The sequence below is a fragment of the Rhodococcus sp. C3V genome (assembly GCF_029269915.1).
GTDB lineage: Bacteria > Actinomycetota > Actinomycetes > Mycobacteriales > Mycobacteriaceae > Rhodococcus_F > Rhodococcus_F qingshengii.
In genome coordinates this window covers 206,560-229,022 of the sequence record NZ_JARJBE010000001.1, presented here as the reverse complement: position 1 = coordinate 229,022, position 22,463 = coordinate 206,560, and the positions used below count along the sequence as shown (strand labels likewise).

At 62.6% G+C, this 22,463-nt stretch carries 18 protein-coding genes; 4 read left to right on the top strand and 14 right to left on the bottom strand.

The features are described from left to right. Positions 1–30 precede the first annotated feature (30 nt). A complete protein-coding gene (locus tag P3G66_RS01200; protein WP_037128875.1) occupies positions 31–960 on the top strand; it encodes a LysR family transcriptional regulator in 930 nt (309 codons plus the stop codon). Here the strand turns inward: P3G66_RS01200 and P3G66_RS01195 are convergent. Continuing rightward, complete coding sequence (locus P3G66_RS01195) at positions 894–1,784, bottom strand: LysR family transcriptional regulator (RefSeq protein WP_030537198.1); 891 nt, start codon at positions 1,782–1,784, stop codon at positions 894–896. The genes P3G66_RS01200 and P3G66_RS01195 overlap by 67 nt on opposite strands. Before the next feature lie 182 nt (positions 1,785–1,966). Here P3G66_RS01195 and P3G66_RS01190 point away from each other — a divergent pair, with 182 nt between their 5' ends. Then, positions 1,967–3,637 carry a chitobiase/beta-hexosaminidase C-terminal domain-containing protein gene (locus P3G66_RS01190; RefSeq protein ID WP_007729525.1) on the top strand — a complete coding sequence of 557 codons (1,671 nt, stop codon included), beginning with the start codon at positions 1,967–1,969 and terminating at the stop codon, positions 3,635–3,637. A 50-nt stretch (positions 3,638–3,687) separates the two neighbouring features. On the opposite strand, the gene P3G66_RS01185 is transcribed toward P3G66_RS01190, so the two are convergent. Further along, positions 3,688–4,878, bottom strand: coding sequence for an acyl-CoA dehydrogenase family protein (locus P3G66_RS01185; protein WP_276116084.1), 1,191 nt, complete (start codon positions 4,876–4,878; stop codon positions 3,688–3,690). A gap of 310 nt (positions 4,879–5,188) precedes the next feature. Here P3G66_RS01185 and P3G66_RS01180 point away from each other — a divergent pair, with 310 nt between their 5' ends. Further along, a complete protein-coding gene (locus tag P3G66_RS01180) occupies positions 5,189–6,409 on the top strand; it encodes an acetyl-CoA C-acetyltransferase (RefSeq protein WP_276116083.1) in 1,221 nt (406 codons plus the stop codon). A gap of 5 nt (positions 6,410–6,414) precedes the next feature. On the opposite strand, the gene P3G66_RS01175 is transcribed toward P3G66_RS01180, so the two are convergent. The 5 genes from P3G66_RS01175 to P3G66_RS01155 all read right to left on the bottom strand — a co-directional run bounded on the left by P3G66_RS01175 (position 6,415) and on the right by P3G66_RS01155 (position 12,117). Further along, entirely contained in the window at positions 6,415–7,611 is a 1,197-nt protein-coding gene (locus tag P3G66_RS01175) for a CaiB/BaiF CoA-transferase family protein (RefSeq protein WP_073513355.1), read from the bottom strand. Between the two features lie 72 nt (positions 7,612–7,683). Next, complete coding sequence (gene fabG / locus P3G66_RS01170) at positions 7,684–8,424, bottom strand: 3-oxoacyl-ACP reductase FabG (protein ID WP_003940214.1); 741 nt, start codon at positions 8,422–8,424, stop codon at positions 7,684–7,686. A gap of 42 nt (positions 8,425–8,466) precedes the next feature. After that, positions 8,467–9,633 carry an acyl-CoA dehydrogenase family protein gene (locus P3G66_RS01165; RefSeq protein WP_042923971.1) on the bottom strand — a complete coding sequence of 389 codons (1,167 nt, stop codon included), beginning with the start codon at positions 9,631–9,633 and terminating at the stop codon, positions 8,467–8,469. Between the two features lie 120 nt (positions 9,634–9,753). Then, the gene (locus P3G66_RS01160) at positions 9,754–11,274 is read right to left on the bottom strand and encodes an acyl-CoA synthetase (RefSeq protein WP_193594917.1); all 1,521 of its coding nucleotides are present in this window, start codon (positions 11,272–11,274) and stop codon (positions 9,754–9,756) included. 45 nt (positions 11,275–11,319) lie between these two features. After that, the gene (locus P3G66_RS01155) at positions 11,320–12,117 is read right to left on the bottom strand and encodes an enoyl-CoA hydratase (protein WP_003939812.1); all 798 of its coding nucleotides are present in this window, start codon (positions 12,115–12,117) and stop codon (positions 11,320–11,322) included. Between the two features lie 109 nt (positions 12,118–12,226). Between P3G66_RS01155 and P3G66_RS01150 the strand changes: the two genes are divergently transcribed. After that, positions 12,227–13,657: a coniferyl aldehyde dehydrogenase gene (locus P3G66_RS01150; RefSeq protein ID WP_276116082.1), complete on the top strand. Its 1,431-nt coding sequence runs from the start codon at positions 12,227–12,229 to the stop codon at positions 13,655–13,657. Positions 13,658–13,693: 36 nt separating this feature from the next. Here the strand turns inward: P3G66_RS01150 and P3G66_RS01145 are convergent, their stop codons facing one another. The 7 genes from P3G66_RS01145 to P3G66_RS01115 form a co-directional block, all read right to left on the bottom strand. Further along, the gene (locus tag P3G66_RS01145) at positions 13,694–15,616 is read right to left on the bottom strand and encodes an SEC-C domain-containing protein (protein WP_230691769.1); all 1,923 of its coding nucleotides are present in this window, start codon (positions 15,614–15,616) and stop codon (positions 13,694–13,696) included. Positions 15,617–15,651: 35 nt separating this feature from the next. Further along, complete coding sequence (locus P3G66_RS01140) at positions 15,652–17,544, bottom strand: SEC-C domain-containing protein (RefSeq protein ID WP_047272098.1); 1,893 nt, start codon at positions 17,542–17,544, stop codon at positions 15,652–15,654. Positions 17,545–17,562: 18 nt separating this feature from the next. Continuing rightward, positions 17,563–18,240 carry a GAP family protein gene (locus P3G66_RS01135; protein ID WP_047272160.1) on the bottom strand — a complete coding sequence of 226 codons (678 nt, stop codon included), beginning with the start codon at positions 18,238–18,240 and terminating at the stop codon, positions 17,563–17,565. Positions 18,241–18,290: 50 nt separating this feature from the next. Next, positions 18,291–19,853 carry an acetolactate synthase large subunit gene (locus P3G66_RS01130; RefSeq protein WP_346349154.1) on the bottom strand — a complete coding sequence of 521 codons (1,563 nt, stop codon included), beginning with the start codon at positions 19,851–19,853 and terminating at the stop codon, positions 18,291–18,293. 141 nt (positions 19,854–19,994) lie between these two features. Continuing rightward, positions 19,995–21,569: a polyamine aminopropyltransferase gene (locus P3G66_RS01125; RefSeq protein WP_064114201.1), complete on the bottom strand. Its 1,575-nt coding sequence runs from the start codon at positions 21,567–21,569 to the stop codon at positions 19,995–19,997. Continuing rightward, complete coding sequence (locus tag P3G66_RS01120; RefSeq protein ID WP_003939942.1) at positions 21,569–22,039, bottom strand: DUF350 domain-containing protein; 471 nt, start codon at positions 22,037–22,039, stop codon at positions 21,569–21,571. Before P3G66_RS01120 ends, P3G66_RS01125 begins: the two co-directional genes overlap by 1 nt. Before the next feature lie 29 nt (positions 22,040–22,068). Then, positions 22,069–22,446 (bottom strand): DUF4247 domain-containing protein, encoded by a 378-nt coding sequence (locus P3G66_RS01115; RefSeq protein WP_124569429.1) that lies wholly within the window; start codon positions 22,444–22,446, stop codon positions 22,069–22,071. Positions 22,447–22,463 lie beyond the last annotated feature (17 nt).

Below are 22,463 nucleotides of genomic sequence, written 5' to 3'. Positions count from 1 at the left end.
GGGAGAATTCGTCAGATGCAGGCACCCGGCATGGACATACGCAGCGCGCAGTATCTCGTCGCGGTCGTCGATCACGGCAGCGTCACTGCCGCCGCGGACGTCCTGCGTATCTCGCAACCGTCCCTCTCGCAGGCCGTGCGCAACCTCGAACGAGCTCTCGGAGCCACACTCTTCGAGCGCACCACTCGCGGTCTGGCTCCCACCACGGTCGGACTGGCAGTTGCCGATTCTGCCCGTACGTTGCTCGCCGACGTTGCTCGGGCCGAGGCCGCGGTGGCTGCGGTAACCGCTTTGCGCGCCGGGGAACTCGCCATAGCAGTTCAGTCCGATCTCGCCATCGACCCTGTTGCAGAGGTCGCCGGACGCCTCCATCTGACGGCACCCGGAATTCGGTTCTCCACGAACGCCTCCGCCAACGCACAGGACGTGCGCGCGCTCGTCAGAGCAGGTACGTGTGAACTCGGGTTTCTCGAGACCCACCCGGGTGCCGAAGTCTCCGACGGGCTTCGAGAAATTGCCGTGAGCACCCAGGAAACGGTCTTGTCGATCCCCATTCGCCTGGCCACAGACCTCCCCGATCCGGTTCCGCGCACCGTGGTCGCGCGCCTGCCGATGGTGGTCGAGGCATCCGCAGTTCGGCGCGGGCACTCGATCGACGACGATCTGGAACTCACCGACGTCGTCGTGGAAGTGCCAGATCGCCTTGCTGTCCGGGAAATGGTCGGGCAAGGTGTAGGCGCCGCGCTGCTGCCCAGATCGATCGCCGAACAAGACTCCCCGGCATCTGAGGTTCGCTCGCTTTTCCCACCGATCACCCGGCAGACGATCTTGGTCTACCGCGACGGCCCGCTCTCACCGGCCGGGTCTGCGTACATCGAGAACATCTCCCCACGTCACAAGCCCTCCACGAACAGCCTGCCCAACGGCGAGAGCGTCTCCGGATCGAACTCGACGCCGTAATTCAGTGAGATCGCCGGCTCCACCGGAAATATCTCCGCGCCGGACGCGACCGATCTCTCGGCCAACGAACGCTCCATGAATGCCATGCCCAAACCAGCAAAGACGAACGCGCCGACGGTCTCCCGCTGCGCCAACTCCGTCGACATCCGAGTCCGGGCCCCGGCGGCCTGCAGAGACGACTCGATGGCAAGGCGAGCCCGCGAGTGTTTGAGCACACCCACCACGGGGAGATCGGGCAATGCCGTCAATGACACCGGCTCTCCCGCAGCGGGTTTCACACCATTCGGCCAGACGTCAGGATGAACCCCCGACGGCACTGCCAGCCAGTACTCGTTCACCCCCAACACTTTCGTGGACAGCGCCGACATGTCGGGTGGCCAGTAACTGAAGACCACCTCGCACGCGCCGTCTGCCAACACCTGCTCAGACGTTGCACCCTGCGGCAACTCACCGACCCGAACGGTCACAGCAGGCCACCGCTCACGAAAGTCTGCCACGATGCGTGCGATCGGACCTTCGAGACCATGTGCCGCGGAGCAGATGTCGAGCCGGCCACGAGGCTCGTCGGCCGTACCGATCGCGACGTCGAACGCGGCCGCGCTGCTGCGAGTCATCTGCCTCGCCGGCCCTACCAATGCCCGACCTGCTGCCGTCAGCACCAAACCGCGACCGACGCGGTGAAACAGTTCGACTCCGAGTTCACGCTCGAGGCCACGAATACCCTGCGACAGCGACGGCTTGGTGACCGACAGATTCTGCGCAGCCGTCGACAAGGACTCACCACCGGCAACGGCAAGGAAGTACTCGATCTGACGTAGGTCCACTCCATCGACTTTGCCATAAACGCAGCCGGGTATACCGGTACCAAGCACTGCAGGGTGTTCACACACGCTTCATTAATCGGACATTCAGGACACACCTTCTTCTACCCGGCGCCACCTACCGTAATTGGTCCAGACCAATTACGGATAGGTCTGAACCACCGCGTCGAAGACAAGGAATCCTCGTGAGACGTACGACCATCGCGATAGCAGCCGTGACAGCGGCTCTCGCCGTTCCCGGCATCGCCCCCGCCGAATCCCACGCCGAACCCGGCTGGGGCAGTTCGTCCTTCGAATGGGGCAGCTCTTCGGGCGAGAACAACACGCCGCCCGCAGCGCCCGGCGTCAGCGTCCCCGGCGGACGGTACGAGCACCCCGTCGACCTGACCTTCACCGCCGAGCGCGGCGCCACCGTCCGCTACACCGTGGACGGAACGACACCCACCACCGACAGCCAAGCTGCCACGCCGGGACGTCCGCTGCACATCGCACAGGACACCAACGTCACTGTCGCAGCTTTCCGCGGCGATCACGCGAGCGCGGCCGTCTCGTTCGGCTACCTGATCAAGACCTCGGAAAAGCCGCTGGCTCAGGTCGTCGTGATGTCCGACGTCCACGTCGGCGATCACGCGAACAACGACAAGAAGTACGAAAGCTTCTTCGACACAATCGGTTCCATCTTCCCGAAACCCGACGCCATCCTCTCCAACGGGGACATGATCAACGACAACGGAGACGGCAAGGGGCCCGACCACAAGATCGTCGCAGAAATCTTCCAGGCAAACCTCGCCCGAAAGGGCATGAACGACACACAACTCCTGATCTCCAACGGCAATCACGATGCAAGTCTCGCGGCGATCAGAGCCGGATATCCGGCGGAGTGGTTCCCGGATTCCGGTGGCGGATACTACGAATCCGACGTCAATGGTGTCCATCTCTTCACGGTCAACACCGAAACCTACAACAATGATTCAGCGCAACGCAATTGGCTGAAGTCCCGCCTGACCGAAATCACCGCGGAGTCCGGGAACCTGACCAAGCCGATCCTGGTCCAGGGACACCGGCCGGCAAGCAACACAGCCATGGACGGGCAGCAGGCGTCGAACCCTCGATTGACCGAAGACCTGAGTGCCTTCCCTCAGGCAATCTTCTTCTCCGGGCACTCACATCTGAACAACAACGACGACCGGTCGATCCATCAGCGTGACTTCACGTCGGTCAACGACGGCTCGATGTCGTACATCGAAATCGATCACGGCTACCAGATGGTGACCGAGTCCGGTCTCGCGAACCGTTTCGAATCACCCACTGCCCAAGCGCTCTTCGTCGAGGTCTACCAGGACCGCACGGAAATCAACCGAATCAACATGGCGGCAGACAAGCACGACATCTACGCCGGTGGCGCGTGGTCAGCCAACTGGCAGCCGCCGTACTCGAGCGCGGGCACGCTGAGCGGTTCGGGGTGGACGGTCGAACTCGACGGGTCGACCAACCAGCAGATCAAGGACAACTTCCGCTACACCTCGGGCGCACGGAACACGCACGCGCCGGAGTTCACCTCGAGCACTCCGCTCTCGGTGACGACCGGCGAAAACGGTGCGACCGCACTGAGGATCGCGCAGGCCAAGGACGATCAGATGGTGCACCACTACGCCGTCGAGGTCACGGACACAGCCACCGGAGCGAAGGTGGTCTCGTCGAAGGTGCTCTCGGACTTCTACTTCATGCCGCGGCCGAACAGCCTCGACATTCCGATTCCCGATGCCGCAGCGGGCACCGCATACGAAGCCCGCGTCGAAGCCGTTGACGCATACGGCAACCGGTCACCGGTGACAACCCTGGCCTTCACCCGCTGACCCGACACGACAAAGCGGCACCGCGCATATTCGCGGTGCCGCTTCTCGGCTCAGTTGTACGTGCGAAGCAGGCCCTTGCTGATGATCTGCTTCTGGATGTCGCTGGTGCCTTCACCGATCAGAAGGAACGGCGCCTCACGCATCAACCGCTCGATCTCGTATTCCTTGGAATAGCCGTATCCGCCGTGGATACGGAAGCTGTCCTGGGTGACCTCCGAGCAGAATTCACTCGCCAGATACTTCGCCATACCCGCGGCGACATCGTTGCGCTCACCCGAGTCCTTGAGCCTGGCAGCGTTGACCATCATCAGATGTGCCGCTTCGACTTTGGTGCCCATCTCGGCGATCCGGAACGCGATGGCCTGATGCTCGGCGATCGGCTTGCCGAAAGTCTCGCGTTGCTTGGCGTAGGTGACAGCCAGTTCGAAAGCGCGCTGGGCAATTCCGCAGGCACGCGCGGCGACGTTGACCCGGCCGACCTCGACGCCGTCCATCATGTGCCGAAATCCCGAGCCAGGGGTGCCACCGAGAACCTCCTCGGCTCCGATCTCGAAACGGTCGAAGATCATCTCCGTGGTGTCGATTCCCTTGTACCCCATCTTCTCGAGCTTGCCCGGAATGGTCAGGCCCGGGAGTACCTCGCCGAAACCTGCGGGTTTCTCGATCAATATCGTCGTCAGATTGTTGTGCGGCTTCTCCGCGCCCTCGTCCGTCTTGACCAGGACTGCCACCAAGGTCGAGGAACCCCCGTTGGTCAGCCACATCTTCTGGCCGGTGATCACGTAATCGCCGGAGACCGTCCGCTTCGCCTTGGTCGATATGGCAGCAACATCGGAACCGAGGGCAGGCTCCGACATGGAAAATGCACCGGTGAGTTCCCCGGAAGCCAAACGCGGCAGGTACTTCGCCTTCTGTTCCGGCGTCCCGTGCGCCGAAATCATGTGAGCCACGATGAAATGCGTGTTGATGACACCGGACACGCTCATCCATCCACGGGCCAATTCTTCGACGCACAGCGCGTAGGTGAGCAATGATTCGCCGATACCCCCGTACTCGGGGTCGATGGTCAGTCCGAACAGACCCATGTCCTTCATCTGCTTGACGATGTCGGTCGGGTACGTATCCGAGTGTTCGAGTTCCTGCGCCGCGGGGATGACCACACGATCGACGAACTCGCGTACCGCCCCGACGATATCGGTCTGAGTTTCGGTCAATCCCGCCGTCTGCGCCAAACGAGTCACTGTTCCACCTGTCAGTCGGTACTTCGTGCCCTCCCGGTCGACGAAATTGATTCGACTCCAGGAACTTTCATCCCACCGCGACGTGTGTGCGGCAGAGACGCTGTATCCATTCAATCCCCGAACGGTATATGTGTCAAAGTCGATTTCGCATACGAACCGTATGGCGGAAACTATGTCCGAACAGGTCGTTCCTGCTGTTGACAACCGCGCCACGCGTGCTGGATATTCGAGTGGCCAGGTCGCGGTGGGCCCTTCGATCGGCCCGTTCACGCGACGCATTCCCCACCTCTCCTCGAGACAGGCGCATTCCATGCACGATGCAGTCATCTGTGAACCCGTTCGCACCCCGGTGGGCGGATTCGGCGGAGTCTTCAAGGACGTTCCCGTCACCACACTCGCCGGCACTGTTGTGCGTGGCCTCGTCGAACGAACCGGCATTGCGTCCACCGATGTCGACGACGTCATCTTCGGTCAGGGGTACGCCAACGGAGAGGCCGCGGCCATCGGGCGAATCGCGGCACTCGACGCCGGTCTCGACGTGTCCGTTCCCGGAATACAACTCGATCGCCGTTGCGGTTCGGGATTGCAGGCGATCATCTACGCCGCGATGCAGGTACAGACCGGGATGAGTGATCTGGTCATCGCCGGCGGCGCCGAGAGCATGAGCGGAACCGAGTTCTACTCCACCGACATGCGTTGGGGCACAAAGCGCCCTTCCGTCGAGTTCCACGACCGATTGGCCAAACCGCGCACGAACTCCGGCGGAGTCAACTTTCCGGTGGAAGGCGGCATGATCGAGACCGCCGAGAACTTGCGCCTGGAGTACTCGATCACCCGCGACGAGCAGGACCGATACGCGGTGCGATCGCACGAACGGGCCGTTCACGCCCAAGACAGTGGGTACTTCGACGACGAGACCATTCCCGTTTCGGTGCCCGGACGCCGTGGTGAGCAGACAGTCGTCACCCAAGACGAGCATCCGCGCCGAGGGATACAACTGTCCGATCTTGCTGCACTGCGCCCCATTCGAGGTCGCGTCGACCCCGAAGCAACAGTCACCGCCGGAAACGCCTGCGGCCAGAACGACGCCGGAGCCGCGGCCATCGTCACCACTGCGGCCAACGCCGAACGGCTGGGCCTGCGGCCGTTCGCGAAACTGGTCAGCTGGGGTGTGGCCGGTGTGGAGCCGAACCGGATGGGCATCGGACCGGTGCCTGCCGTGGCGAAGGCTCTCTCCCGTGTCGATCTGTCGCTCGACGACATCGACCTCATCGAAGTCAACGAGGCCTTCGCCGCCCAGGTTCTCGCGTGCGCCAAAGCCTGGGGATTGAGCGCGCAGGACATCGAAGAACGCTTCAACGTCAACGGTTCCGGAATCTCGCTCGGACATCCTGTCGGCGCTACCGGTGGGCGGATCCTCGCCAATCTGCTGCGCGAACTCGACCGGCGCCAGGCACGGTACGGGATCGAGACCATGTGTATCGGTGGCGGACAAGGGATTGCCGCGGTGTTCGAGAACCTTCGACGCTAGAAGCGTTAACCAATCGATCCGTCGCGGCGAAGTTCCGCGATCCGGTCGCCCGTAAGTCCCAACTCGGCCAGCAGAGAATCCGTCTGCTGGCCGAGGGCCGGAACGTCACCCATGCGCATTTCGACATCCGAATACGTCATCGGAGGCAGCACGGCATCGATCGGACCGTTCTCGGTGCCCACGGACCGCCATCTGGCACGCTTCTCCAGCTGCGGATGTTCCAGCAGACCGGCCATGTCGTTGAGTGCCGCGGCCGGAACACCAGCGGCGGCCAGACGCTGATCCAGATCTGTCGTCGAGTACAGACGCGTCAGAGAGCCCACCAATTCGTCTACCTCGCAACGGTTTTCGACGCGCACGATGTTGGTGCGGTAACGCGGATGATCGACCAGATCCTCTCGCTCGAACACGTCCACCATCAGCGCTCGCCATCCACGATCGTTCTGGACGCCGATCAGGATTTCGCCGTCGGCCGTGGGATACGAATCGTAGGGAACGATCGCGGCATGGCCGAGACCGACACGTGGAATCTGCTTGTCCGCATACATTTTCATGTACATCGGATGGCCCAGCCACTCGACGGTGGAATCGAACATCGAGACCTCGACGAGCGCTCCCTTGCCCGTTCGCTCTCTACGGAACAGGGCGCTCAGAATCGAAGTCAGCGCGTACATTCCTGCCGCGATGTCGGAGACCGGGATGCCGGTCTTGGTGGCCGTCTCCGGTGTGCCTGTCACGGAGATCATTCCGGTCTCGGCTTGGACCAACATGTCGTAGGCCTTGCGCTCGCGCCGCGGGCCGGCACTGCCGTAGCCGGACATGTCGATCACGATGAGCCGTGGGTATTTATCGCGCAGTTCCTCCGCGCCGAACCCCAGTCTCGCGGCTGCGTCGGGAGCCAGGTTCTGCAGGAACACATCGGCTCGCGCGACCAGATCGAGAAGGATCTGCCGGCCGGCTTCCGACTTCACATCGACGGCGATCGATTCCTTGGAACGGTTGAGCCACACGAAGTGTGATGCCTGACCGTGAACCGCCTGGTCGTAGTGACGCGCGAAGTCACCCTCGCCGACGCGTTCTATCTTGATCACCCGCGCACCCATGTCCGCGAGATGTCTGGTGGCGAGCGGTGCCGCCACCGCCTGTTCGAGTGCAACTACGGTGATTCCGTCGAGCGGAAGATCCGAGTTCGGCTGTCCCATGTCAGTAGTCACCCCAGAAGTTTTACACCCAGAATTCTCACACTCTGAATTCTTGCACTCGAACAGGACGGATCAGATGTGGCGGCCGCCGGTGATCTCGAGAACCGTGCCGGTCATGTAGCTCGAGAGGTCGCTCGCGAGGAACAGCACAACCGAAGCAACTTCCGAAGGCTCGGCTGCGCGCCCCATCGGAATCTCGGCAAGCTTCTCGTTCCAGATCCGTTCGGGCATCGCCTCGGTCATCGCCGTGCGGACCAGTCCGGGCTGAACGGCGTTGACGCGAACGTTCTTGAACGCGACCTCTTTTGCCGCGGCCTTCGTCAGACCGACGATCCCGGCCTTCGCGGCCGAGTAGTTGGTCTGCCCGAGCATGCCCACCTTGCCGGAGATGGACGAGATGTTCACGATCGCGCCCGTCTCACGCTCGCGCATGCGGGCGGCGGCAGCGCGTGTTCCGTTCCAGGCGCCCTTGAGGTGAACGGCGATCACGTCGTCGAAGTCCTGCTCGGTCATCTTCCGCATCGTGGCGTCGCGCGTCATGCCGGCGTTGTTGACCATGACATCGACTGGACCGAAAGCGCTTTCGGCCAGATCGAGCATGGCCTCGACCTGTCCGGAGTCACGCACGTCGCAGGAAGCGAAACGGGCGACCGACTCTCCACCGAGTTCGGCGACCGCAGCCGTTCCCACGGTTTCGTTGATGTCGCCGAGAACGACGGTCGCGCCTTCCTTGATGAAGGTGCGCGCAATTTCGAGCCCGATGCCCTGGGCTCCGCCGGTCACTACCGCAACCTTGCCGTCCAACAATCCCATGTCCACTCCGTTCGTGAGGTTAAAGCTCGTCTGGAAAATGTGTCAGCGCTGGTTTTGCTTTTTCGCTTGCGCCACGAGCCCACCACCGAGAATCAGACGCTGGATCTCGCTGGTTCCCTCGTACAGGCGCAACAGGCGAACTTCACGGTAGATGCGTTCGACCGGAACACCGCGCATGTACCCGTTGCCCCCGTGGATCTGCACGGCGAGATCTGCGACCTTGCCCACCATCTCGGTGCAGAAAAGCTTTGCCGCCGAAGGCCCGAGACGGCGATCCTCACCGCTGACGTACCGCGCGGCCACCTCGCGCACCATCGCGCGCCCTGCCATCACACCGGCTTGCTGGTCTGCCAGCATCGCTTGAACCAGCTGGAAGTCGCCGATCGCGGTGCCGCCCTGTTCCGTGACCACGGAGAACGCGACAGATTCGTCGAGCGCTCGCTGTGCTGCTCCCACCGAGAGCGCCGCGATATGGACTCGTCCGCGCGCGAGAGACGTCATCGCTGCGCGGTATCCGGTGTCCTGGTCGCCACCGACGAGGGCCGACTCGGGAACTCGGACGTTGTCGAAGGTGACCTCGGAGGTCCAAGCACCTTCCTGACCCATCTTCTTGTCCTTGGGACCGACCGTGACACCTGGCGTGTCAGCCGGAACCAGGAACACTGCAATTCCCGGACCATCGGAATCCGCCGGGCGAGTGCGCGCGAACACCACGAACAGCTGCGCCAGTGGAGCATTGGTGATGAACCGCTTGTTGCCGTCGATCACCCAGTCGGATCCGTCCAGCACTGCCTTGGTCCGAAGGCCGGCCGGGTTGGAGCCCGCGCCCGGTTCGGTGAGAGCAAAGGAAGCCACGACATCACCGGAGGCGATGCGCTCGAGCCACTGAGCCTTCTGCTCGTCGGTACCGAAGCCGACCAGCACCTGTCCGGCAATTCCGTTGTTGGTACCGAACATCGAACGCAGCGCCAGAGACGTGTAGCCGAATTCCATTGCCAGTTCGACGTCTTGGGCGAGATCGAGTCCGAGCCCACCCCATTCCTGAGGGATCGCGTAACCGAAGAGCCCGATAGCTGCGGCCTTCTTGCGTATGTCCTCAGGAATGGCGTCGGTGTCGGCTATCTCCTGCTCACGCGGAACTACTTCCTTACGGATGAACTCCCGCGCAGTCGCCAAGATATCTGCGAAGTCATCTGCGTCGACCTGCATTCCCACCACTCACCTTGCTGTTTCCGAAGTCCATGCCGTCCCCCGAAGTCAATACCGTGAGGCAATCGGAGTCAAAGACCTGAAAACGAACCGAAGGTAAGGCAAAACCTATAGCAAGCTTCAGACGGTGCGCAGTTCCCGCTTCAGTAGCTTGCCGCTCTGGTTGCGCGGAAGCTCGGCCACGAAACGGACATGCTTGGGCACCTTGAACGGAGCGATTCGCTCCTTGACGTGGGCAATCAACGCCTCGGGCGTCAACGCGTCGTTGCCGTCCTTGAGCACGACGATCGCGGTGACGGCCTCGATCCACTTCTCGTCGGGCGTACCGATCACGGCAACTTCTGCCACGGCGGGGTGCGTGTAGACCGCATCTTCGACCTCGCGTGACGCCACCAGGATGCCGCCGGTGTTGATGACGTCCTTGATCCGGTCGACGACCGTGATGAACCCTTCTTCGTCCCGCACGACCAGATCGCCCGAATGGAACCAGCCGTCACGGAAGGCCTCGGCGGTGGCTTCCGGATTCTCCCAGTAGCCGTTGCACAGCTGCGGTGAGCGGTAGAGAACCTCGCCGGACTCACCGTCGGCGACATCGTTTCCGTCGGCGTCGACGACGCGGGTTTCGACGAAGAACACCGCGCGACCACAGGAAGACGGGCGATCAGCATGCTCGCTGGGCTGGAGAACTGTTGCCAGTGGGCCGATTTCGGACTGACCGAAGCAGTTGTAGAAACCGATGTCCGGGTAGCGCTCGCGCAGACGATTGAGCACGGTGACCGGCATGATCGAGGCGCCGTACTGCGCCTTCTTCAGCGAAGACAGATCGCGGGTCTCGAGGTCCGGATGGTTGGCCAGCGGTACCCACACGGTCGGCGCCAGGAACAGCGATCCGATCTTTTCGGCTTCGACGCGGCGCAGGATTTCCGGGATGTCCGGCGCCTGCATCAGACTGACCGTCGCGCCGACGGACAGGTACGGCAGCATGAAGACGTGCATGCCCGCGGAGTGGTACATCGGCATGCAGATCAGCGGGTTGTCGTTCTTGTCGAGGCCGAGCGCGATCACCGAGGACACGTACTCGTGAACCAGTGCACCGTGAGACATCATGGCGCCCTTGGGCTTCGAGGTGGTGCCCGAGGTGTACAGGAGTTGCGCCAGATCGGTCGACGTCGCACGCGGTTCGAAGACCGGCACCTCGCCCGCCTCACCGATCGTGACCACGGACAGTTCCGCGTCCCGCAGTGCGATCACGTGATCGAGATCGAGGTCGGAGCGTACCGAGTCGAGCGTCGGCGCCAATGCCGGATCCACCAACACCGCGCGGGCGCCTGACTGCGCCACGAGGTACCGGAGTTCCTCCCCCTTCAGTGCGTAATTGACGGGAACATGCACCAAACCTGCTCGTGCACAGGCAAGAAATCCGATTGCATAGGCGTCGGAGTTGGTTCCGTATGCCGCGACGCGGTCGCCTTGTTCGAGCCCCAGACCGAGCAAGTAGGCGGCGACCCGCGTCACCGCGTCGTCGAGTTCGCGGTAGGTGCGAGTGCGATCTTCGAATACGACGGCTACACGGTCGGGGTACTTGGCTGCCGAGCGCCGAAGCACTCCGTCGACAGTGTTGGTGCGTGGATCCAGGCTCATGCGCCTCAGGTTATAGGACGTCCAACTAAACCGGAAGAGCGATCGTTACTTATTGCGCCATTCGGGCTTTCGCTTGTCCACAAAGGCCTGCATACCTTCCTGAGCGTCGCAGGTCACGGCGTTGGTTGCCATGGTTTCCGCCATCGCCTCGTACGCCTGCGCTTGCGGCAGATCGATCTGGCGATAGAACGCCTGCTTACCGATCTTCACCGTCAAGGGGCTGGCCGTCGTGATCTTGGCGGCCAGTTCGCGCACCTCTCGGTCCAGGTCTTCGGGCGCGACGACGAAGTTCACCAGACCCCAGTCCGCAGCGGTGTCGGCGTCGATCGTCTGCCCGGTGAGCAACATCTGCATCGAGCGCTTGCGCCCTACTGCCCTGCTCAGCGCCACCATGGGCGTCGAGCAGAACAGTCCGATCTTGACGCCCGGCGTGCCGAAGACAGCATTCGACGCAGCAACAACCAGATCACACGACGCGGCCAGTTGGCAGCCCGCCGCGATAGCCGGGCCCTGTACTGCGGCAATCACCGGCTGCGGAATCCGCTGTACGGTCTCCATCATCTCGGTACAGCCGTCGAAGATCGCCCGCTCGTCCTCGAGGGTTCTCCCGATCATCTCCGTCAGATCGTGTCCGGCGGAGAACACCGGGCCTTCGGCGCGCACGATCACGACCCGCACGCGCTCGTCTACAGACAATTCGACAAGGGCAGCCGTCACCTCACGCATGGTCTCCGCCGAGAGCGGATTGCGCCGCGCCGGCCGATCGAGCGTCAGGAAACCGAGTCCCACCGATTCCTCGACGGAAATCTTCACTGCAGTGTCTTCTACCTGTGTCTGCGACATGTGTTCTCTCTACCAATCGAATCCGTCCCGGTCAACGAGACGAAAAGGGCATCCACTCGCACCGCGTCGATACGGTCCGGTCAATACTTCGCCACTACGAGGAGTGCCCATGAGCACCGATGCCGCCGTCACCACTGATCTCGAAGAGATTCTGCGCGCTCAGCAGGAAGCAACTCGAGCCGCTGGTCTTCCGTCCGCGCAGACACGACGCGAGCGCATTCAACGCGTCGTCGATCTCCTGGTGGCAAACCACAAGGATCTGACCGAGGCGATCAACGAAGACTTCGGCGGCCGAATCCCGGCCTACTCGGTGATGAATGACGTTCTCGGGTCGATGGTTTCACTCAAGCACGTTCGTGATTCGCTCGAAGAGTGGATGATTCGCTCACCGAGAGCTACCGGAGCGATGCAGGACCAGTTGGGTGCCACGGCGTACGTGTCGTACCAGCCGAAGGGTTCGATCGGCATCATCGGAACCTGGAATGCTCCCCTGTTCACTCTCCTGAGCCCGCTCGCCTGCGCCCTCGGAGCAGGAAATCGCGCCGTTCTCAAACCGTCGGAGATCGTGCCCAATACTGCGGCCGTCCTGGCCGAGGCGGCGCGTCGAACTCTCGACCCCGTGGAGGTCGCGGTGGTGACCGGCGGCCCGGAAGTCGCTGATCGGCTGACGTCGCTGCCTTTCGACCACCTCGTCTTCACCGGCAGCACGACCGTCGGAAAGCTGGTCATGGCCAATGCTGCGAAGAACCTGGTGCCGGTCACCCTCGAACTCGGCGGCAAGTCACCGAGCGTCTTGAGCCGCAGTGCCGATATCAGCTCTGCTGCTTCGCGTTTGGCTATCGCGAAGTCCACCAACGCCGGTCAACTCTGTGTCTCTCCCGATCTGATCTACGTTCCGCGCGAGAACACGGAAGCATTCACCGACGCGTTCACCGACCAGTTCACGGGACTGTTTCCCACGATCGCCGACAACAAAGACATGGTCTCGATAGTCAGCGATCGTCACCTCGCACGCATCGAGGGGTACATCGCGGACGCCGAAGAACGTGGGGCACGAATCATCACCGTTCCCGACGAAGAACTCTCCGCAGACACTCGTCGTCGCCCACTGCGAATCGTGGTCGACCCTCCGACCGACGCGCAGATCATGAAGGAGGAGATCTTCGGGCCGGCCGTCGTCGTCTTGCCGTACGACCAACTCGACAACGTCGTCGCCGACATCAATTCACGACCGAAACCGTTGGCGCTGTACTACTTCGGAACCGATCTGGACGAGAAGGAATCCGTACTCGAACGCACCGTCTCGGGCGGCGTCACCATCAACGACGCAATGTCTCACCCCGGGCTGAGCGACGCACCCTTCGGCGGCGTCGGGGCTTCGGGTATCGGGCACTACCACGGCCGCGAGGGTTTCCTCGAGTTCAGTCACGCCCGAACGGTATTCGAAGCAGCGCAGCATGACCCACGCGGCGAGTGGGGAATGCTCCCGCCGTACGGTGAGGGTTTCGAGCAGATGATGTTGGCTCAGGTCACGCCCTAGGGCCTCCGGCCCCGTGCGCCTTTTTGGTAGTTCGCGCTACCGGAAAGGCGCACCGGCAAGGCCGCGGCTGAGGAACTCCACCAGCTGACCCGGCTCGGTGTCCTCAGACTCGATCAGTTGGATCAACTCCTTCTTGTCTTCTACCGCAAGCGGTTCGATGCCACCGAACGTGCGCATCGTGGACCCGGCCGGAAGAACACGAGCACACACGAGTGTGCCTGGCTCGAGGTTGACTGAGCCCCACTCGTCCGTGACCTTCACCAGATGCCCGTTGCGGACGTCGCTGAGGGTCACCAACTGTCCCGGCTCCGTCGAGGCGACCTTGTACACCGAGCGCGGAATCGACAACCACTGATCGGCCAGTTCGCGTTCGTCGGCAGGCAGCAGTTCTCCGCGGCGCTCGACAAAAGCCGCGAAGATACCCGCATCGAACAAGGCAGCGTCGACGGCCAAACCACCTTCGACGGCCAGCGTCAGTGCTTCTTCGCTGTTGAACTGCTCGGCACGGATGAGCGCGAGATCGAACACGGCGTCGAAGTACTCCGGCGTGCGCGAGAACAACTGAGCCTTGACGTAGAGCCAGCTGGCCCGGTCGTCGAACGTCACCTCGGACTTACCGAGATGGCAAACCTTGAACTTTCGACCGGAACCGCACCAGCACTTGTCATTTCGTCCGAGTTCGGGGTGCTCGGCCGGGGCGTAGCGCTGAAGAACCTCGTGCAGAACCTCGGACTCGCCACCCTCGATTCGGCCCAGCAAAGCCAGCGCGCGCGTCACATCGCTTCGATCGGCGGCCAGTAGCGCCAGATCGAAGATCGCGGGAGTCCAGTCGGGATCGAGATCGTGCGCTGATTCGTACGACGCCTCAGCGGCCAGGATCTTGCCGAGACGATCCGAAGCCTTGCCCGCCAGCCAGTGCGCTGCCGGCTTGACACGACGCGACCCTTTTTCGGCGAGAGCAGTTGCAACAGAATGCAATACGGAATCATGATCGTCGAGTTCGGACAACAGCTCCAACGCTGCCGCAGCCGCGGGCGGCTCGGCGAGGCCGGCGAAGGCCTGCGGATCCTCCTTGATCTGCTTGCGCGCCCAGTCCGAGACATCCTCGACGCCTTCAGCTTTCGCGGCCATGACCACATCGACGAAGGCGATCACCGACGCGGCTTCTTCGGGGTGCAGATTCTCGCCGACCTCGAGCATGCGGGCCCGGTTCGCCAGGTGGTATGCCTCGAAATCGAATCCGTCGACCGCAACGTAGTCACCGTCGCGGACGTAACCTGACGCCTCGAGCATCTCGCCCAGCGGGGCGGTCGGCTGACGGAACAGCGACGGCTCGTCGAGCATCAACTGCCAGACAATGGCATCGAGGGTGTCAGCACCGATGTCGGCAAGGACCGTCGCCAGGTGCTCGCCGAATCCGGGTGCGGGATCCAGTACCTCGGGGATGGTGCAGAGCGTCAGCTCACGGTCAGCGACGAACAATCCGATCAAGTCACCTGCCGAGCACTCGGCAAGGGTGTCGGTGTCGAGTAGAAAGCCTTCGTCGTGTGGGAACTCCGGATCTTCGATCCCACGATCAGCCAACAGGTCGTCGTCTATCCCGCGGTGCACGACGCTGATGCCATGAATCTCGTCGTCGTCACGATCGAGGAACACCCGCAGCATCATCAGATCGGGGTTCGCGTCGAGAACGCCGGACTTTATTTCGGCTTCGGTGAGCCGATGGGTCAACACTCGATGCTCGAACAACGTGTCGAGTGCGGCGTACCGCTCCTCACTCAAGTAGCCGAGCAGTGGGTCCTCGACGTACTCTACGAATTCGGCCATGTCGTCGGCTGTACCGTGGCCGGCATCGGCCAACAGGGTGCCCCAGTCCGCCGCTGTCTGCGGGCCGTGCTCACGCAACAACTCCATCGCGGCTTCGGCGATCAAGTCATTGGCATCCATCGGTTCGTTCACCTATCCAACTTTAACGGGGTCGACTCGATACATCGTCACCGGTCATCGGTCGAGTGATCGGCGCCTCCACGCAACTCGCGCACCAGTTCTTCGGCCTCGAGATCTTCGGAAGCGAGAACCTCGAGCACCCTCGCAGCCTGCGATTCCGTTGCCATGACCACAACACCCACCGCAAACGCGCCAGTGGGGGCCGTCAGGACCCGAGCACTGATCACATCACCTGGCTTGCCTTCGACCGAGTGAGCAACCGTGACGGTCTCCTTGGACCCACGATCGAGCAGCACGACGCCGGTGTCGGACGTTTCGATCACCTCGTACACCGACCTCCGGATTCCGAGCCACTGTGCGGCTGTCACAACTTCCGCCTCCGGAAGTAGTTCGCTGCGTCTGGCCAAGAATTCGGCAAAGATTCCACCCTCGAACAGAGCGACGTCCAGTGCCGATCCGTCGAAGATCGTGGCCGCGATCAGTTCGTCCTCGGAGAGATTTTCGTTTTCGAGATCGTCGAGCCCGGTCACGATGTCGACGAATTCGGAGGCAAACGCAAACAGGCATGCCTTCTTGTACAGCCACCGACCGTCCGCCTTGACGGATTCATCGGCCTTTCCGAGGTGGCAGACCTTGTATTTGCGGCCGGAACCGCACCAACACTTGTCGTTTCGCCCGAGTTCCGGGTGATCGGCTGGGACGAAGTCCTGCAGTACGGCGTAGAGATTCTCTTCGGTTCCGCCGTCGATCCGCCCGAGCAGTGACAGCGCCCGGGTCGCATCGCCGCGGTCCGACGCGAACTGAGCCAGCTCGAACAAGGCCGGACCCCAACCGGATTCGGCAAGGAGCGCTTTCTCGTAGTGCGCCTCCGCTTCGAGGACGCGCCCCAGCCGATCGACGGCCTTACCGGCGAGCCAATGAGCCGCCGGCCGCACCGACCGTGGCCCTCGCTCGGCCAGTTCGGAGGCAAGCGCTTCGAGGATTGCGTCGGTCACCGGGTCCTGATTCCGAAATCCGAGATCGAACACGGCCACTGCAGCACCCGGATCTGCCAGTGAGACAAAAGAGTCCGGAGCAGCGCTCACATGACGGTGGGCCCAGTCCGCGATATCGAAGTCGGCGATGACCGCGTCGGTGTATCCGCGGTCCGCCAGATCGACAAACGCAACGGCAGAGACTGCCTCGTCGTGGGTCAGGTCGTAGGTACTGGCCACCAAGGCTGTCCGAATCTGCAGGTCGTAGGCGTCGAAGTCGAATCCCCGCCGAGCCAGTAGCTCACGCTCGTGCTCGTAACCTGCCACCTCGAAGATCTCACCCAGCGGCGCAACAGGAACCGTGAAGAGTGACGGATCCTCGATCAGGAGTTGCCAGCACACAGAATCCAGGGCCTCGACTCCGTCCTCCTCGAAGAGTTCGCCGAGCGCCGGAGCAAGATCGGGTTCGTCCTCGATCTCGACCAGACGAAACGCAAGTGTTCCGTCTTCGACAGCCAAGCCGACGAGATCACCGTCGGCACACTCGCCGAGGGTTCCGGCCGGAAGTACCACAACTCGTCGACTCCGGAAGGGAGCAGCTCCGCGTTCGGAGGCTGCTTCTTCCGCCAGGGCCACCCGGATCGCCCCGTCGTCGTCGCCGAATGCCAAGATCGGTTCCAGGTCGGGGCTCGCGTCAAGGATGTCCGACGCAATTTCGACTTCGCTGAGCCGGTGAGTGAACACGAGCCCTTCGAGGACCGTGTCGAGAGCGACGTACTTTCCGTTGGGCAGGTACCCGAGCATCGGTTCGGACAGGTACTCGAGTACATCGGCCAACTCGGTCGCAGTTCCGTACTCCGCGAGATGGGTCGCCCACTCTTCGAGACTCAGCGGGCCTTGCTCGCGCAGAACAGCCAAAGCAGCGGAGGCAATGGAACCGGCAGCGTCGTCGTCGAAATCAGTCACCCGCCAATGGTAGGCGACCTATTGCAGCCCACTGAGCCCCTCGCCCAGCACGGTCGCACCGAGGATCGTCAGGATGACCGTCATCATCACCGCGTTGTTGGCGGTCATCCATGCCTTCGCGGACGCGAGGATCTCGTCGGCACGCTTGCCGGAGAACACCTTCACCAGGATCGGCAACGCGATGCCGACGCTCGCGATGACCGTGAAGATCACCGCGGCAACAATCTGTTGGGCAACGACATTCGTGGCGACCGCGATAGTGGCCGCACCGGATACCGCCAGCGCTGCATTCTTGGGATTGACCGCCGCGGACAAGAACGCCAACCCGAACGCCTTCCGCGGAGTCAACCCGTCGACGCTCTTCATCCACTTCGGAACTGTCGGCTCACTCCCGTTTCGCGGACGCGCGCGCCACTGCTTGTATGCCAAGCCGAACAGGACAAGACCCAACACGATTCGTACGACGCTCGACCACACCGAAGTCTGCGACGACTCCGACTCCGCAAACGAATAGTCCGCGATCACGATGGTCACCGCGACGACTGCCGAGATTCCGAGGACCCACCCGAGTAGAAAAGATGCCGCCCCTCGATGTGCTCCAGCGGTGATCATGACGAGCACGATCACCGCCATGGGCATCGAGACGAAAAGCAGGCCGAGGGCAATCGGAAGAGACAAACCGATCGCAGCTAGCACCGAAAACCTCCAGTTGAATGCACGATCGACGATCGATTCGAGCGTCGAAATCACGACGTCGGAGGCAGCATGACCTCGATGAGATGCGGGCCGGGTTCCGCCAGCGCTGCGGCAAACTGTTCGGCCAACTCCTCCGCTGTGTTCGCCCGCGACGCGGGCACTCCCAACCCCTCGGAGATCTTGACGTAGTCCATGTTCGGAGATGACAGATCCAACATCGACTGTGCGACGACGCCGCCACCTTCTGCGCCGACTCGTTGCAGTTCGCCACGCAGGATGGCGTATGCGCGATTGTTGAGCAGAATCGTCGTGACGTTCAACTGCTCTCGCGCCTGCGTCCACAACGCCGTGATGGTGTACATCGCGCTTCCGTCGGCTTCGAGATTGATCACCGGTCGCTCCGGCGCTGCCACAGCGGCGCCCGTCGCCACCGGGATGCCCTGGCCGATGGCACCTCCGGTGAGCGTGAGCACGTCGTGGCGCGGCGCTCCGGCAAGGGCAATCGGGATCGCCCAACCGGAAGTCGCCGCCTCGTCGGAGATGATGGCGTCGTCTGGCAGCAGGGCGCCGATCACGTCGGCCCAATTTCGAACGTCCAGAGGCCCGCTCGGCAGCGCCGGCCGATTCGCTTCCTGCAAAACAGGTTCGACTCCCGGTGCCACGAGTTCGGCCACTGCCTCCAGTGCACCGGCAACATCGTCGCCGACGCTTGCCAGCGTTGTCACCGCAGCACCCTCCGGTGCCAGATCGCTCGGTTTTCCGGGATACGCAAAGAACGAGACCGGCGAAACCGCTCCGGCCAGAACCAGCTGAGTTGTTCCGCGAAGTTGTTCGGTGGCGTGCTCGGCGAAGTATCCCAAGCGCTCGAATGACGGTAGCCCCGCACCTCGTTGAAGCCTGGCTGGAAAAGTCTCGATCAGAATCTGGGCACCGGTCGCGACCGCAATTCGGGAAGCGGCGCGCAGCCCAGCTTCGGAACAGGCTGCGCCGCCCAGCAGTAGCGTGGCGCGACCCTCGGCATGGAGCGCGCCCACCACCGAGTCGATCTGTGTTGCAGAAACTTCCGCCCGCCCCGGTATGTCCCGAGGACCCGCAAGAACTCCACCTTCGCCCCACGAGACGTCGGCAGGGAGGACAAGTGTGGCAATGTGCCCGGGCGGATTCATCGAGGCGGCAACGGCGTCGGCCGCGTCGCTACCGACGGTCGCGGTGGATTCGGAACGTCGACTCCACCCCTCCAACCATTCGGTCAGCGCATCGATGTTCGATTCGAGAGGAGCGTCGAAACCGTGGTGGTAGGTCGCGTGGTCCCCGACGATGTTCACGATCGGTGTGTGGGCGCGGCGCGCGTTGTGAAGGTTCGCCAGTCCGTTCGCCATACCGGGGCCCAGATGGAGCAGCGTCGCGGCAGGCTTTCCGGCGATCCGTGCGTAGCCGTCCGCGGCACCGGTCACGGCGCCCTCGAACAAGCCGAGTACCGCACGCATCTGCGGAACGGAATCGAGTGCGGCGACAAAATGCATCTCGGACGTTCCTGGATTGCCGAAGCACACCTCGACGCCCGAGTCGACCAGGCTTTGGATGAGCGACTGTGCACCGTTCATTTCGATCACCTCTTCTTCATGAAAAGCTGCGAATGCTTCCTGCGCTTCATCGTGAGCAACCGAACTCCCGGTGCGTGCTCCTCGATCCGAACAGTCATCCGTACCTCCGTCGTGGCCGAGAGTCTCGATTCAAGCTACTCGGTCGGGAGTTCAGCGTTCGTAGCCCTTGCGCATATCGTCGACGATGCGTGGCCGGTCGAGCGTCGAGGGTTCCAACTCCCGCCTCGGGCGATCGCGAGGAAACACCGAGGCCGACGCCAGCGTCGGCTCGTCGAGGAACCGCAGGTTCGGCACATCAGCGGGCAGACGAAGGTCGGGTGGAGTGGATCCCGCTTGCGCGAGCACATATCCCCAGTCACCGAAGCTCGGCACGAAAACGTGATAGGGCGAGACGCTCAGTCCGACAGCCGATACCGTCGACACCGTTCTCCAGTACGCATCCGGTGTCGAGTACGGGCTGCCGGACTGGACGACCATCAGCCCGCCCGGATTCATCGCGGCAGCGGCAAGTCCGTAGAACTCCATCGAATACAAGCGGCCAAGTGCGGGGGTGTCAGGATCCGGGAGGTCGACGATCACCGCATCGAAACCCGGTTCCGGACGCTCTCGCAGCCACCGAAACGCGTCGTCGAGTACGACGTCCACCCGTGGATCCTCGAGCGCTCCCTCGTTCAGATCACGAAGACGCGTGTTGGCCAACTCGATGACTGCCGGATCGAGTTCCACTTGAACGATCTGCTCGACGCTGTTCATTCGCAGCACTTCCCGTGCAGCGAGGCCGTCACCGCCGCCCAGAATCAGCACGCGCCGGGGGTCGTTCACCAGGGCCGGATACACCAGCGACTCCGTGTACCGATGCTCGTCGACACTGGAGAACTGCAGGTCTCCGTCGAGGAACAGGCGCACGTCGTTCCCCCGCTCGGTGACGACGATTTCCTGGTACACCGATCGCTCGGCGGCCACCACGGGATCGGTGTAGAGCCGCTGCCTCGACGTGGTCTCGATGTCCGACGCTGCGATCAGCAACCATCCGATCAAACTTGCTGCCAACAGCATTGCGACGACGGCGATCGATCGTGCGCGCAGGCTGAGCTGCCACCGAAGGAGTATCAGCGCGACCACTGCCGCAGCCACGAGATTGATCATGCCGGTGAGTGCGGCACCGCGAATCATTCCCGCCCACGGCAACAGTACGAACGGCCACAGCAGACCACCGATCAATGCGCCGAGGTAGTCGGCGGCATTGAGGTTGGCCAGTACCTTTCCGGTGCTCTGTGCGTCGTTGTCGCTGCGACCGGACTGCAGGAGCGTCATCAGCAGAGGCACTTCGGCACCGACGAGGATGCCGATCAGCGCGGTCGCCGCCACCAGAACTGCTGCGCTGGAACCGAAGAACGTGAAGGTCACGTACAGCGTGACGGCACTGAATCCGCCGATCAGCCCGAGCAGTATCTCGACCGTCACGAACGAAACGGCAGCGTGTCCCAGCAGAGGTTTGGCGGCCAGCGCTCCGATACCCAGAGCCGCAACAAATCCCGCGACGATCAACGACGTCTGGGTGATGCCGCCCCCGGTCAGACTCACGCTGAGTGTCAACAGGGCCAGCTCGTAGATCAGGCCACACGCAGCGCACGCCGCAACAGCCGCAAGGAGAAGGACGCGTGCGCGCGGGCCGAGCATCGTCGAACGCTCGTCAACTGTCACATCGGGATCAGCGGCAACCATCAGGTGAGCGCTGCGGCGTTCACCAAACCGATGGACAGCAAGCTCACACCCACAGCCCACGCGGCGCCACACATCTTCGGATCCTGCACCAGCGCAACCAACTTGCCGGGAAGGAATGCGTTCATCAATCGCAGCGCGATCGCTTGCAACACGATCGCGAACAGTCCGTACACCGCGGAGTCGGCGAGTCCCTGAGCAAAGCCGTCCGAACTGGTCAGGATTGCCGTCACCACGATGATCGCCAGCGCAAGATGATTGGAGGCCAACAGAATCGCAGCGTTCGGGTTCTTGTCGACGTAAACCTGGTGGCGGAGATTTCCGGGTGTCATGAGGTCGAGGACCAGGAATCCCGTCGCCAGAACCGCTGCACCGACGACGAAGTAGGCGAGGGTGCCGAGAACGCCCCCGACGAGCAATGCCGGATCCACCGTCCCGATCTCGACGGAAGTGGATGCAAAGATGTTCGTCACGCCGTTCTCCTTCTCATTGAGCATTACCGTCATTTGGCACTACCCGAGCCGCCGCTGCCACTGCTTCCACCCGCCGGGGATCCCGGGTTGAAGCCCGGTCCCAGGTACGCGTATCCGCCGCTGCGATACGTGCCGTCGATGTCCTCTACCTTGATGGTGCTGCCACCGCCCGAAGCCGAACTGACAGTGACGATGTCGTCGTCGTAGCGCAGGTATTCGTTGCCGCCGTCAGCACTTCGCGCCGCTGGTTCGTCCGCGTCGACAATCCGTGAGACGGTCGTGCCCACTGGATCTTTCGACGAGTACAACACGACGTCGCCATCCTGGGACGTCTTGGAATAGTTGTCCGCGATGAAGTCTTTGGCTCCACCACCGCACGCCGACAAGACAATTGCGGCCGCCACCATCACCGGAGCCAACCACG